The sequence below is a fragment of the Paenibacillus sp. SEL3 genome (assembly GCF_054602585.1).
Genome location: NZ_CM137725.1, coordinates 4,121,795 through 4,135,182, shown reverse-complemented (window position 1 = coordinate 4,135,182; position 13,388 = coordinate 4,121,795). Strand labels below are relative to the sequence as shown.

The 13,388-nt window shown below is 49.0% G+C and carries 13 protein-coding genes; 1 reads left to right on the top strand and 12 read right to left on the bottom strand.

Translation table 11 applies throughout. The features are described 5' to 3' along the window. Positions 1-68: 68 nt before the first annotated feature. The 6 genes from ACYCS5_RS19015 to purM form a co-directional block, all read right to left on the bottom strand. A complete protein-coding gene (locus ACYCS5_RS19015; RefSeq protein WP_238437971.1) occupies positions 69-479 on the bottom strand; it encodes an HAD family hydrolase in 411 nt (136 codons plus the stop codon). Positions 480-824: 345 nt separating this feature from the next. After that, entirely contained in the window at positions 825-1,280 is a 456-nt protein-coding gene (locus ACYCS5_RS19010) for a DinB family protein (protein WP_165150840.1), read from the bottom strand. A gap of 435 nt (positions 1,281-1,715) precedes the next feature. Beyond that, on the bottom strand, positions 1,716-2,981 hold the full coding sequence (gene purD / locus ACYCS5_RS19005; protein WP_459759957.1) for a phosphoribosylamine--glycine ligase: 1,266 nt from the start codon (positions 2,979-2,981) through the stop codon (positions 1,716-1,718). A 71-nt stretch (positions 2,982-3,052) separates the two neighbouring features. Beyond that, on the bottom strand, positions 3,053-4,600 hold the full coding sequence (purH, locus tag ACYCS5_RS19000) for a bifunctional phosphoribosylaminoimidazolecarboxamide formyltransferase/IMP cyclohydrolase (protein WP_013308804.1): 1,548 nt from the start codon (positions 4,598-4,600) through the stop codon (positions 3,053-3,055). A 130-nt stretch (positions 4,601-4,730) separates the two neighbouring features. Then, positions 4,731-5,345 (bottom strand): phosphoribosylglycinamide formyltransferase, encoded by a 615-nt coding sequence (gene purN, locus ACYCS5_RS18995; RefSeq protein WP_209950367.1) that lies wholly within the window; start codon positions 5,343-5,345, stop codon positions 4,731-4,733. Further along, positions 5,345-6,385: a phosphoribosylformylglycinamidine cyclo-ligase gene (purM, locus tag ACYCS5_RS18990; protein WP_459759956.1), complete on the bottom strand. Its 1,041-nt coding sequence runs from the start codon at positions 6,383-6,385 to the stop codon at positions 5,345-5,347. The genes purN and purM overlap by 1 nt, the downstream gene beginning before the upstream one ends. Before the next feature lie 138 nt (positions 6,386-6,523). On the opposite strand from purM, the gene ACYCS5_RS18985 reads away from it, so the two are divergent. Then, on the top strand, positions 6,524-6,802 hold the full coding sequence (locus ACYCS5_RS18985; protein WP_459759955.1) for a hypothetical protein: 279 nt from the start codon (positions 6,524-6,526) through the stop codon (positions 6,800-6,802). A gap of 300 nt (positions 6,803-7,102) precedes the next feature. Here ACYCS5_RS18985 and purF read toward each other — a convergent pair whose 3' ends face one another. From purF to ACYCS5_RS18955, 6 genes are all read right to left on the bottom strand, one after another. After that, positions 7,103-8,584: an amidophosphoribosyltransferase gene (gene purF / locus ACYCS5_RS18980; RefSeq protein WP_208332447.1), complete on the bottom strand. Its 1,482-nt coding sequence runs from the start codon at positions 8,582-8,584 to the stop codon at positions 7,103-7,105. Further along, entirely contained in the window at positions 8,569-10,812 is a 2,244-nt protein-coding gene (gene purL / locus ACYCS5_RS18975; RefSeq protein WP_069012415.1) for a phosphoribosylformylglycinamidine synthase subunit PurL, read from the bottom strand. The genes purF and purL overlap by 16 nt, the downstream gene beginning before the upstream one ends. After that, a complete protein-coding gene (gene purQ / locus ACYCS5_RS18970; protein ID WP_459759954.1) occupies positions 10,790-11,479 on the bottom strand; it encodes a phosphoribosylformylglycinamidine synthase subunit PurQ in 690 nt (229 codons plus the stop codon). Before purQ ends, purL begins: the two co-directional genes overlap by 23 nt. A 4-nt stretch (positions 11,480-11,483) precedes the next feature. After that, positions 11,484-11,729, bottom strand: coding sequence for a phosphoribosylformylglycinamidine synthase subunit PurS (gene purS, locus ACYCS5_RS18965; protein ID WP_013308797.1), 246 nt, complete (start codon positions 11,727-11,729; stop codon positions 11,484-11,486). A 58-nt stretch (positions 11,730-11,787) separates the two neighbouring features. Then, positions 11,788-12,669, bottom strand: coding sequence for a phosphoribosylaminoimidazolesuccinocarboxamide synthase (locus ACYCS5_RS18960; protein WP_459759953.1), 882 nt, complete (start codon positions 12,667-12,669; stop codon positions 11,788-11,790). Between the two features lie 240 nt (positions 12,670-12,909). Then, complete coding sequence (locus ACYCS5_RS18955) at positions 12,910-13,374, bottom strand: hypothetical protein (RefSeq protein ID WP_459759952.1); 465 nt, start codon at positions 13,372-13,374, stop codon at positions 12,910-12,912. Positions 13,375-13,388: the final 14 nt, after the last annotated feature.

Below are 13,388 nucleotides of genomic sequence, written 5' to 3'. Positions count from 1 at the left end.
CCCACTTTTTTGTGATATAGTCACCAAAAAGTGATAATTGAGGCGGCACAAGCGTTTGTTTTTACAGCCTAACAGATGGAAGTGAGCTCCATTAAGTTTGAGATTGTATATGTGCTTTTAATTTCTGCCGGACTTCTTTGTCCGGTTCTGTTGACCCAACAGGTGTCAATGCCCGACTGAAGACCACCATCTGAAATATGACTTATGACGTAATTGAAAAATTCTCCCTTCGGTTTTTGATAACCAATGCTTTGCGAATCAAAGATATCCTCGAAAAACTTATATAGCCCAGACTGCTTCAAGCGTTTGATTTGCGTGTGAGTGATACCATTCGTGATTACGAACATTCGATGGGTCTTTGATAAGCGATGACAGACATCCATTGCGCCTTCCATAAGCAATTGGTTTCCATCTCCCAACAATTCTCTATACAAACCTTCCCATTCCAAGCCGACCACGATTTCCCTCATTCTCAACATTGTAAAAGAGGGCTCCATTAATTACTCACCACATGATACCACGTATTTGAACTATCCTGCCCGTTAGCTTAAACAAGTACCGGCAGTCTAATGTGGTGTAGTGCTTATGAAAAGTAAATAAGCCCATAACCGTATTTGGAAGCAAATGAATTTTCCAATTTATAAGGGTATGGGCTCTCTTTGATCCTAAATAAGGCAGTGTAGGTTCTTATCACTTATAAAACATCATCGTCTGCTAATATACATTAGCATGTTGCTCTTATATGGTAAAAGCAATTTGTTGAGATATCGTACCCGTCGTTCAATGCCAATCCCATTCCGAATAATGGTGATTATTAGGCCCTGTTAGAGCCTCGCGAACGTGATGTAATCGACTTGGACAGGCTCTACCGATTCGATCCGAAGCGCCCGGTTGATCTGTCCCCGGTGATATTGCCCATGTAAGAGGACCTGTGACAGGATGTCCCGGACGGACGTTTGGAACGGAACCCCGCTCTGATTCGCATAGTCGATCATCTCGTCCAACTCGGATTCCTCAAGTCCTTCGATATAGACGCGATATTGCTCGGCGTTTTCTTCGAACATCGTCCGGATCGCCGTCAGGTCTTCTGCTTCCTCCCACAACGAATATTGGGCGCTGCCCTTGCCCGGCAATCGGGACAGCCAGACTCGTTCCGCGACCGCGACGTGCCGAACCAGCTTCAGAAGGTCCTTGTTCTTCGTCTCACTCTTCTCGAGCGCGTCCAGGATGCGTCCGTCCGCCCAGTACAGGTGGTCCATCATGCACTTGATCGTCTTCATTTCGGTTTCCCCTCTTCGTCTCATCGATTACTTGAACCTACTATTAACCGTTAGTTTAAGCATTTAAATGAACTAAAACAACCTTTACACCAGCCTCATTTTTACGTTCAGCCTTGAAAAATCTTTGATACTTTAATTTCATAACTCTTCTCAGGCAGTGCCTTTTTTAAAAAAAATCATTTGGCTAGGTCTATTTTGTTATTGTCTTTTTCGGGTTTTTAGCTGCTTTAACTTTCATGGGAGTTCAATAAAAAAGGAAGCTCCAGCGCCAAATATTAATTAAAGAACATACGCGGGTAGCATGTAGTGCTTCTAAAGGAGCCTTATATTAATCCAAGCACTAAGAAAACGCTTTATTTGCTCAGTCTACAACTTTATTTTCTTTAAACAAAAAGAGAACCTCCACAGAGGTTCTCTTTATCCTATATGTTGCTGCTACAGCAATGCTTTTGCCGCAATATCCGTACGGTTTTGTTTACCTTCAAAGGTAATACGATCCGCCTGTTCGTAAGCTTTGTCACGTGCCCCGGCAATATCACGTCCCAAGCCGACCACACCTAATACACGTCCGCCGTTCGTTACCCACTCGCCCTGTTCGTTGATGCCCGTTCCAGCATGGAATACAATAGCTTCGTCTACCTGTTCCAATCCGTGGATAGGTACGCCTTTGGCGTAAGCTGCAGGATAACCTCCGGATGCCAGCACCACGCACACTGCCGCTTCGTCCTTCCACTCGATCTCCACCTGATCCAGCGTGCCATTTACAGCAGCGAGAAAAATATCGAGCAGATCGGATTTCAAACGAGGCAGAACCACTTGAGTTTCCGGATCCCCGAAACGTGCATTAAACTCAATGGTCTTCGGCTTGCCGTCCGGCGAAATCATCAATCCGGCAAATAATACACCTCGGAATGGACGCCCTTCAGCAACCATGGCCTTGGCCGTCGGTTTAATAATCGTCTCAATAGCTTCCTCAATAATGGAATTGGCTATGTGAGGCAATGGAGAATACGTACCCATGCCACCTGTATTTGGCCCTTTGTCACCATCAAAAATAGGCTTGTGGTCTTGCGCCGCGGCCATCGGACGAACCGTTTCACCATCGACAAAGGAGAGAATCGACATTTCCTGACCAGCCAGAAACTCCTCAATCACGACTTGTGCCCCGGCTTCGCCAAACACCTTGGCCACCATAATGTCAGAGAGAGCCTTTTCCGCTTCCTCCATCGAGTAAGCGACCGTTACCCCTTTGCCTGCCGCCAGTCCGTCTGCCTTAATGACGACCGGGATCGGTTGCTCCTTCAAGTATGCATGTGCTTCCTCGTAAGTATAAAACTTGCGATAGGTGGCTGTTGGAATATGATATTTATGGAGCAAATCCTTCATGAAGATTTTGCTACCTTCAATTTCCGCTGCATTTTTACGCGGTCCGAATACGGGAATGCCTTTCGCTTCAAAAGCATCCACAATGCCATCTGCCAGCGGATCATCGGGGCCAACCACGACAAGTCCGACCTTTTTGGATTCCGCCAGTTCTGTCAGCGCGTCAAAGTCACTCACCGGAATCGGCACACACTCCGCTAACTGTCCGATACCAGCATTGCCTGGTGCGCAATAGATTTGCCCGGCCTTGGGGCTTTTCTTCAGCGCCCACACAATTGCATGCTCGCGACCTCCCCCTCCGATAACCAAAATATCCATTCAGGTGATTCCTCCCGCTCCCATTAAGATTGTTCAGGTGAAAATGCTGCTGCATCCTCAACTCATACAAGTTAGTGCTTGAAATGACGTACGCCTGTAAAGACCATGGCAATGCCGTATTCGTTAGCAACCTTGATGGACTCTTCGTCTTTGATGGAGCCGCCGGGCTGAATAACTGCCGTGATGCCTGCTTTAGCCGCCAACTCCAACGTATCGCCCATCGGGAAAAATGCATCGGATGCCAGTACGGCACCTTTTGCTTTGTCACCGGCCTGCTCGATAGCAATCTTGGCCGCACCGACACGGTTCATTTGTCCAGCGCCTACGCCAATGGTCATATTATCTGCCGCCAGTACGATGGCGTTGGATTTTACATGCTTAACCACTTTCCAGCTAAACAAAAGCTGTTTCAGTTCTTCCTCGGATGGTGCCCGCTCCGTTACAACTGTAAGTGCATCCGAGTCTACAGCGTGAATGTCATTTTGCTGAACGACCATGCCGCCTTCAATGGAAGTCACGACGAAACGGCTTTCTGCCTGTTCAGACCGGGAAAGCTCACCCAGATCAAGCAAACGAATATTTTTCTTTTTCGTTAAAATCTCCAATGCTTCTTTCGTAAATCCCGGTGCCAGTACAATTTCCAAAAAGATCTCACTCAGCTTATTTGCTGTATCACCGTCAATAATCCGGTTAGCCGCTACGATGCCGCCAAAAATCGAGGTTGGATCAGCTGCATACGCCTTACTGTACGCTTCATAAATACTGCCGCCAATTCCCACACCGCAAGGATTCATATGCTTAACTGCTACTACTGTAGGTTCGCTGAATTCTTTGACAATTTGCAAAGCTGCATTAGCATCATTGATGTTATTGTAAGACAGCTCTTTGCCGTGAAGTTGTTTCGCTGTTGTCAGTGTACCCTTTGCCGCCAATGGCTCACGGTAAAATGCCGCCTGCTGATGCGGATTTTCGCCATAACGCAAATCCTGGATTTTTTCATAGGTTACAGTGTAACGCTCAGGCAACGGCTCACCTGTCACATTCGACAAATAATCGGATATCAAAGCGTCGTATGACGCCGTATGGCGGAACACTTTTGCAGCCAAACGCTTACGGGTATTCAGCTCCGTATCGCCATCCTTACGAATTTCCTCCAACACTGTGCTATAGTCATCAGCATCAACCACCACACTGACAAAAGCATGATTTTTTGCCGCAGAACGAAGCATCGTTGGCCCGCCGATGTCGATATTTTCAATCGCGTCCTCATAAGTTACACCGGGTTTGGCAATCGTTTCCGCAAAAGGATACAGATTCACAACGACCAGATCAATATAACCCAATCCAAGCTCTTTCATCTGACGCTGATGCTCTTCATTATCCCGAACAGCCAGCAAGCCGCTGTGTACCGCAGGGTGGAGTGTTTTAACACGTCCATCCATAATTTCAGGAAAACCCGTTACCTCGGAAATGCCGATGACAGGAATGCCCTCCTTCGACAACAAGCTGCTCGTTCCCCCTGTCGAAACGATCTCCACACCCAATTTGGACAACTCGCGGCAAAATTCCACGATCCCTCGCTTATCCGATACGCTGACGAGCGCTCTTTTAATACTCACCCTGTCTCCTCCTTTAGCTCTTTCAGAATTTTGCAAAATTCTCTTTTATCATTTTATTTCCCGAGAAATATCGGAAAATGCCTGTACAGCATCCTTGATATAACAATGATATGACAAATTACAATCATTCTTAGAGAAGTGAAATCACTTTGCGACCATTTAATTGGATTTTGCCTTGGGCTAATTTTCCAACTACTTCTGGATATAGCTGACGTTCTACGGATTGAATGGCTGCGGATAAGGATTCCGCAGTATCATGGTCGCTAACCTCCACGACACGCTGGGCAATAATAGCTCCCGTATCCATGCCCCCGTCCACAAAATGAACGGTGACGCCACTTACCTTGACACCATAGGTCAATGCCTGTCCAACAGCATCTTTCCCTGGAAATGCCGGAAGTAGTGACGGATGAATATTAATGATTTTTCCTGCGTAGGCATCGACCATGACGCTGGATAGCAAACGCATGTAGCCAGCTAACACGATGAGATCAATTGATTTCTGCTCCAGTAAAGCCACCAGTTCACGCTCATAGTCTTCTCGAGAAGGATATTCCTTGGGTCGAAAGGTATGGCACGCAACTCCAGCTTTCTGTGCTCTAGCTACGGCAGGAGCCGCAGGCTTGTCACAGATGAGCAATTCTACCGAGGCATCGCCCAGTTCTCCTCGCGCAGCGGCATCCACCAATGACTGAAAATTCGTCCCTTCGCCTGATGCAAAAACAGCAATCCGGTACTCGTTCATTACACCTCGGCTCCCGTAAAGGTCACGATAGAACTGCCTTCCGTTACTTTTCCGATCACATAGGCAGCTTCGCCCTGTTCCTTCAGAACTTCCAGTGCAGTCTGTGCATGCTCTTCGTCTACAACGATTACCATGCCAATCCCCATATTAAAGGTTGTGAACATGTCTCTGTTGGAGATTGCACCTTTTTCCTGCATGAGCTGGAAGATTGGCAAAATCGGCCAAGTGCCGTATTCAATATCCACATTGACGTGATCCGGTAACACTCTTGGGATATTTTCAATAAAACCACCACCTGTGATATGCGCCATACCTTTTACTTTTACCTTGTCCAGCAATGCCAAAACGGATTTCACGTAAATTTTCGTCGGCTCCAGCAGTACATCGCCCAGTTTGCCGTTTAAGCCTTCGATTTCATCATACAAATCATAGCCCTGCTGTTCCAATAACAGCTTGCGAACCAGTGAGAAGCCATTACTGTGAACTCCACTGGAGGCCAGCCCAATAACGGTATCTCCAGGGGCAACGGAGCTGCCGTTGATGATTTTACTTTTATCTACAATCCCTACCGTGAATCCGGCAATATCATATTCACCCTCGCTATACATCCCTGGCATTTCTGCGGTTTCACCGCCGACCAGCGCACAGCCCGATTGATGGCATCCCTCTGCGATTCCAGCGACTATAGCTTCAATTTTCTCGGGCACAACCTTGTCACAAGCGAGGTAATCCAGAAAAAAGAGTGGCTCCGCGCCCCCGACGACAATGTCGTTTACACACATCGCAACCGCGTCGATACCAATGGTGTCATGACGATCCATTGCGAAAGCAAGCTTCAGCTTCGTGCCGACACCATCGGTACCGGAAACGAGTACAGGCTCCTCGTACTTATCCTTATTCAGGCCGAACAACGCACCGAATCCGCCCAAGTCCGTCAGCACTTCGGGACGGAAGGTACGTTTAACGTGCTTTTTCATCCGTTCTACTGCTTCATTACCGGCAGCGATATCTACCCCTGCATTTTTGTATGCTTCGGACATTCATGAACACTCCTTCAAATGATTGACCCTCCTAAGTCCTCCCTAACAGGGAGGATTCCATGGGGCTGCTCCCCCTGGACCTCTCAAGAGTCGGTCAGATGCGTAGGGTTGGGTGCTGCTTGGTGTATGGTTCGTGCTGTGAGTCGCGTGCTTTCCTTTGTGAATTGCGGGGCATTCCCGCAATTCACAAGGACACGCTTTGGTGCGTTGCCGCCTTCACGGCGGCGGGGGCACGTCCCGGGCTGTTTGCTTCGCAAAGGCGGGGACGTGCCGGGCAAAGAAGTGAGCAGCGCCAACGGGCGGCTTACTTCTTTGCCCTTTGAGGCAGGCAGCTTTGCCTTGCCTGCTATTGAGCTTCGCTTCGCGGCTCAACCTTACAAGAGCAGGGTGACTTTTTACGAGTCACCGCTCCGTTAAAAACTCATGGCATGAAATAGTTATGCCATGAGTTTTTAACGTCCTTACCTATCCTCTTCTTGGTGGGAACCAAAGAGGTACAGGCACTGCTGCAATAATGCTGCATACCTGAGAAACGCAGCGGGTGGAAGGATTCTGGAGAAGCGAAAGCGTTCGCCTTTGCAGCTGGATTCCAACCCTGTAAGGGATTATTTCAATCCAGGAATCCAGCGGCAACAGCGATCGTAAGAACCTTCCACACGCGGAGTAGCCCCCTCAGAACCGCATTATATGGCGCTAGTACCTCTTTTGTTCCCTATACTAACAACTACATCCGAACTTCTCTTCTCCTTTGAAATCTACCTGAGTCGGGTAATCATTATCGAAACAAGCTAGGCACAAGCCGCCTTTGTAATCCTGTTCGTTATATCCACCTACAGCGGCAATCAAACCCTCGGCGCTCATAAAGTAAAGCGAATCGGCGTTAATTTCCTCACGAATTTCCTCGACGGTTTTGGATGAAGCAATCAGTTCCCGGCGATCCGGCGTGTCAATACCATAGAAGCACGGGTTTTTGAAAGGCGGCGAGGTAATACGTACATGTACTTCCAACGCTCCCGCATCACGCAGCATATTTACGATTCGACGGGAAGTAGTACCTCGGACGATAGAATCGTCGATCATAATGACCCGTTTACCTTCAACAACACGGCGTACAGCGCTCAGCTTCATTTTCACACCCTGCTCGCGTAGCTCCTGACTCGGCTGAATGAAGGTACGTCCAGTGTATTTATTTTTAATCATGCCCAGCTCATAAGGAATACCTGTCTGCTCTGCATAACCAATCGCAGCCGAAATACTGGAATCCGGCACTCCTGTCACCAGATCCGCATCGACAAAAGCCTCCAGCGCCATCTGGCTACCCATTCTTTTGCGTGCAGCATGAAGATTAGAACCATTCAAGTCACTGTCAGGACGAGCAAAATAAATATACTCCATCGCACATAACGCTTTACGGTGCTTATCTTCCGTGTACCGATCTTCATGCAAGCCGTTTTTATCCAGCACCAGCAGTTCACCCGGCTCGATATCGCGCAGCAGTTCTGCACCAATCGTTTCCAGGGCACAAGACTCGGATGCGAACAGATAAGCATCTCCCAGTCTGCCCATCGTGATTGGACGCAGACCATTGGGGTCGGAAGCCACGAGCAGCTTGTCGTTGGTCATAATAAGGAAAGCAAACCCGCCGACAATACGCTTCAATGCATCCTTAGCGGCCTCCACCAAATCCTTGGACGATCGTGCGATCAAATGTGCTACTACTTCTGTATCGCTGGTCGTTTGAAAAATAGACCCGCCCTGCTCCAGCTCATGCCGGATTTGCAAAGCATTCACGATATTCCCGTTCGTAGCTACTGCTAGATCGCCATCACGATACTTGAACACCAAAGGCTGTGCATTCGTTAGCTTACTATCTCCACTTGTCGAGTAGCGCACATGTCCTATGGCAATATCGCCTGTCAGCGAAGCCATCAAATCTTTATTGAATACTTCTTTTACAAGACCCATACCACGATGATAATGGAACTCGTCACCACTGCTCACACAGATGCCTGCACTTTCCTCCCCACGATGCTGGAGCGCATGCAATCCGTAATATGCTAGGGAAGCGGCATCGGAGTGTCTATACACACCGAATACGCCGCACTCCTCTTTTAATTTATCAAACAGCCCCTCTTTACCAGAGCCTTCATTATAATAATCTCCAGTCCACAACGTCCGTGCTGTTATTTCATCAGACATGGAATGACATCCTCCCAGATTTGCTTCAAACTGGCGACTGCCTCGTTCAAAGCGGGTTGTCCGTTCACCTCAACTGTCAATTGTGATCCTTCAACTTTTCCTAATACGGTAACTGGCACTTCCAAACCACGTAGATGTGCTTCCAGCGCAGACGCTTTATCCGGCGATGCAGATAACAAAATACGGGATTGGCTTTCGCTAAACAAAGCATGGTCAGGACGCAAAGTCGTTTCTACGTTGACCTGTGCTCCCAATCCGCCGCTAATCCCGGATTCCGCAAGCGCTACAGCCAATCCGCCCTCTGCCAAATCATGCGCAGATTGTACCAATCCTCCCTGAATCGCTCCCAGTACCGCAGTCAGCAGTTTTTTCTCTACGTTCAAATCCAGCTCAGGCGGGCGTCCCTCGGATACACCGTGTACGACAGCTTGGAACTCGCTGCCTCCCAGCTCGGCCTTCGTTTCCCCCACCAGGAAAATCACATCACCCTCGGCTTTGAAGCCTTGTGTCGTAATATGATCTGTATCATGTACCAGACCTACCATACCAACAACAGGCGTCGGATAGATGGAGCCTTTGGTATTTTCGTTGTACAAGCTGACATTACCCCCGATAACAGGTGTATCCAGTACACGGCAAGCTTCAGCCATACCATCTACGGCTTTTTCCATTTGCCAGAAAATATCCGGCTTTTCAGGGTTACCGAAGTTCAGGTTATCTGTAATCGCCAAAGGCTCGCCGCCAGAACATACAATGTTACGTGCTGCTTCGCTAACTGCAATCCGTCCGCCTACCTCTGGATCCAGGTATACATAACGTCCGTTACAATCTGTCGTCATGGCGAGCCCCTTACGAGTTCCACGCACGGTTACTACAGCTGCATCCGATCCCGGACGAACGGCTGTACTCGTGCGAACCATGTAGTCATACTGCTCGTATACCCATTTCTTACTGGCTACACTTGGTGATGACAGCACCTTTTTCAGCGCACCGTTCAAATCCGTCACTTCTGCATAACGAAGTGTGTCAATAGCAGCATTTTGCTCATAATAAGCAGGGACTTCGGAAGGCTTGTCATAAATCGGACACTCGTCGACCAGCGCCGTCACTGGCATATCCCCGACCACTTCATTGTGATGGAACAAACGCAAACGACCGTCATCCGTCACTTTACCAACCTTGGCACAAATAACACCCCAACGCTCGAAAATTTCCAGTGCCTGTGCTTCATCCTTAGGCTCTACTACGAACAGCATCCGTTCCTGTGATTCGGACAGCATCATTTCATAAGGTGTCATGCCTTCTTCACGCTGCGGTACCTGATCCAGATACAGCTCCAGACCGTTGCCAGCCTTACTCGCCATCTCCGCGCTGGAGCAGGTGAGTCCTGCGGCACCCATATCCTGAATACCCAGCACAATACCGCTGTCGATCAATTCCAGACATGATTCCATAACCAGCTTCTCCATAAAAGGATCGCCTACTTGAACCGCAGTCCGATTCGCTTCAGATTCTTCTGTCAGCTCAACCGATGCGAATGTCGCTCCGTGAATCCCATCACGACCTGTCGGTGGGCCCACATAGAACACCGGGTTACCGACCCCTTTAGCAACACCACGCTGGATTTTATCATGGTCAATCAGTCCGACACACATTGCATTAACGAGCGGGTTGCCTTCGTAGCTTTCATCAAATACAACCTCGCCACCTACAGTCGGAATACCGATACAGTTCCCGTAGCCCGCAATACCAGATACCACATGCTCGAACAAATATTTCACACGGTCGCTCTCCAGCTTGCCAAAACGCAGAGAGTTCAACACCGCAACAGGTCTTGCACCCATGGAGAAAATATCACGGATGATACCTCCTACCCCAGTCGCTGCCCCTTGAAAAGGCTCCACAGCTGACGGATGGTTATGGCTTTCGATTTTAAATACAACCGCTTGGTTGTCACCAATATCTACAATGCCTGCGCCCTCACCGGGTCCCATCAGAACTCGCGGACCGCTCGTTGGAAAACGACGCAGCAACGGCTTGGAGTTTTTGTAAGCACAATGCTCTGACCACATGACACTGAATACGCCAATCTCCGTATAATTTGGCTGACGTCCCATGAATTCACAGATCAACGCATATTCACTGTCCGATACACCCATCTGCTGATACAGTTTATGTTCGGCAACCTGCTCTGCCGTCGGTTCCTTAGCGGACACTTGCTGCGCCATGTCGATCCCTCCAAGCGTTCAAAATAGATGTAAACATACGTTTGCCGTCATCTGTCCCAAGCAATGCGTCCACCGCGCGTTCCGGGTGGGGCATCATGCCCAGCACATTACCTTGCTCATTACAAATCCCTGCGATATTCGTCATGGAACCGTTTGGATTATCTTTATACGTAAATACAATCTGATTGTTCGCCTGCAAACGAGCCAGCGTCTCATCATCACAGTAATAGTTGCCTTCGCCGTGGGCGATCGGAATGACGATCTCTTCACCAGCAGCGTAATCTTTAGTAAAAGGTGTCTGGTTATTCGCAACCTGCAACACCGTATCCCGGCAAAGGAATTTCATCGACAGATTACGGCGCAAAGCTCCTGGCAACAGCCCGGCTTCGGTCAAAATTTGAAAACCGTTGCAAATCCCCAAAATATATTTGCCTTCAGCAGCCGCTTTGGCTACTTCCTTCATCACCGGGGCAAACCGGGAAATCGCACCGCACCGCAGATAATCCCCGTAGGAGAAGCCTCCTGGAACAAGAATACAATCATAAGGCGACAGATCCGTCGCAGTATGCCAAACATAATCGACAGGTTCACCGACCGTGTCCTCTACCGCCTTATAGCAGTCAATATCACAGTTGGAGCCCGGAAAAACCAGAACTGCAAATTTCATGGAATCAGCCCTCCAGTTCGTAGCGGTAGTCTTCAATGACCGTGTTGGCCAACAGCTTTTCGCACATCTCAATGATGCGCTTTTCAGCACTCTCGCGGTCTGTTGTATCCAGATTCAATTCCATATACTTACCAATTCTGACGCTGTCCACTTCTCCGAAACCCATAGAATGCAGTGCGCCTTGCACCGCAACCCCCTGCGGGTCCAAAACGCTTTGCTTAATCGTGACATAGACTGTTGCTTTCATCATGTTCCTTCAGTTCCTCCTCCGAATGAGTGAATCCTATTGGTTGAATTATGATTACTATTTACTGTGCCGTCAGACGCCGCCAAATATCCGTATATCTTGCAGTTGTTTCTTCTACGACCTCAGCAGGCAATGGATCGGGCTCGCTATTCTTGTCCCAACCAGATGATGCCAAATAGCTTCGTACCGGCTCCTTGTCCATGCTGTCAATCTCAACATCCAGCTCATACTTTTCCTGGGCCCAAAAACGGGATGAATCTGGCGTGAAAATCTCGTCAATCAGAATCACCTTACCGTTAACAAGACCAAACTCAAACTTGCAATCGGCTAAAATAATCCCCCGCTTCTCGCAGAAAGCACGTGCAAATTCGTACAACGCCAAGCTCTTTTCCTCAAGCTCACCTGTTAGTTCCACCCCGACCAGTTCTTTCATTTGATGAAGGGAAATGTCCTCGTCGTGTCCAACATCATTTTTTGCAGCTGGTGTAAATAAAGGCTTGGGAAAGCGCTCATTTTTACGTAGCCCCTCTGGCAATGGAATGCCGTTCACCTCACCGTTCTGCTCATACTGACGCCAGCCGCCTCCGGTAATATATCCGCGCACCACACACTCAATGTCGATGCGTTCAGCCTTCAGCGTGACCATGATCCGGTCCTTCAGCAACTCTTTATTCTGTTCGTCGATCACATGCCCGAGCTTATCTACATCGGTATGCACGACATGGTTTTCCAGCAGGTCTTTCGTCTGTTCAAACCAGAAAGCACTGAGCTTGTTCAATACATTTCCTTTTTCCGGTACGGGCGGCTCCAACACATAATCAAAAGCCGAAATCCGGTCCGTCACGACAATCAGAAAATGTTCTCCGAGATCATACAGTTCACGCACTTTGCCTTTGTACAAGAGCGGCGCATGAATCAGACCTTCGGCAGTAGACAATGACATTTAATTACACCTCTTTCATAGAAGTTGCCCCTCCTAAATCAACCTTTGCCCCTCCTAAATCCTCCCCCCAGGGAGGACCCCCAGGGCTGCTGCCCTCGGGACTCCCGCAAGGGTTGGCTGGTGAGCAGGGTGAGGGCGTCTATTTTGTCGCTACGATGGGGTGAGCGCGTTTTGCTGGATGAGGCTTGTTGGCACAAGCTTCATCCAGCAACGCTTTTACGTTGGTGCAGAACGATGCTTTTACGCACATGACGCCGTAATACCATTCGGCCCGTGGCCGTAGCACGACATGCCGTGCAGCGAGCATTGGGCTTCGCCCAGTTGTGCGCATGTGTTACGCTGCGCACGGATACGGTGGCTCAAGGCTTCACTTCTTGAGCCTGCGCGTTCTCGGGAGGGCAGCGGGCTGTTTGCTGCGCAAATTCGGCAGCCCTCCCGAGAACGTTGCTCAGCGATAGCAAAAGCAGTGGAACACGCTTTTCCATCGCTCTTGGGGTGGTGCGGCATCTTATGTGCCGCACCTTCCCAAGTTCTGCTCCCATACGAAGGTTGGTGCTGGAAGCAGCGGAGCGGACGGAATCGTTCTGGAGAAGCATTAGCGCTTGCCTTTGCCTCTGGATTCCAACCTTTGCAGGTTTTCCAATTCAGGAATCCAGGGGCAACAGCAATCGGAAGAATGATCCGTTCGCAGAGCGGCCTCACCACGCAGCAACCTTCCC

Coding starts and splice junctions, on each gene's coding strand:
- purL (WP_069012415.1), bottom strand. CDS start 10,812: ATGGCGCAGCAAGTGTCCGCTAAGGAACCGACGGCAGAGCAGGTTGCC.
- purS (WP_013308797.1), bottom strand. CDS start 11,729: ATGATGAAAGCAACAGTCTATGTCACGATTAAGCAAAGCGTTTTGGAC.
- purD (WP_459759957.1), bottom strand. CDS start 2,981: ATGGATATTTTGGTTATCGGAGGGGGAGGTCGCGAGCATGCAATTGTG.
- ACYCS5_RS19015 (WP_238437971.1), bottom strand. CDS start 479: ATGTTGAGAATGAGGGAAATCGTGGTCGGCTTGGAATGGGAAGGTTTG.
- purQ (WP_459759954.1), bottom strand. CDS start 11,479: ATGAAATTTGCAGTTCTGGTTTTTCCGGGCTCCAACTGTGATATTGAC.
- purM (WP_459759956.1), bottom strand. CDS start 6,385: ATGTCCGAAGCATACAAAAATGCAGGGGTAGATATCGCTGCCGGTAAT.
- ACYCS5_RS19010 (WP_165150840.1), bottom strand. CDS start 1,280: ATGAAGACGATCAAGTGCATGATGGACCACCTGTACTGGGCGGACGGA.
- ACYCS5_RS18960 (WP_459759953.1), bottom strand. CDS start 12,669: ATGTCATTGTCTACTGCCGAAGGTCTGATTCATGCGCCGCTCTTGTAC.
- purN (WP_209950367.1), bottom strand. CDS start 5,345: ATGAACGAGTACCGGATTGCTGTTTTTGCATCAGGCGAAGGGACGAAT.
- purF (WP_208332447.1), bottom strand. CDS start 8,584: ATGTCTGATGAAATAACAGCACGGACGTTGTGGACTGGAGATTATTAT.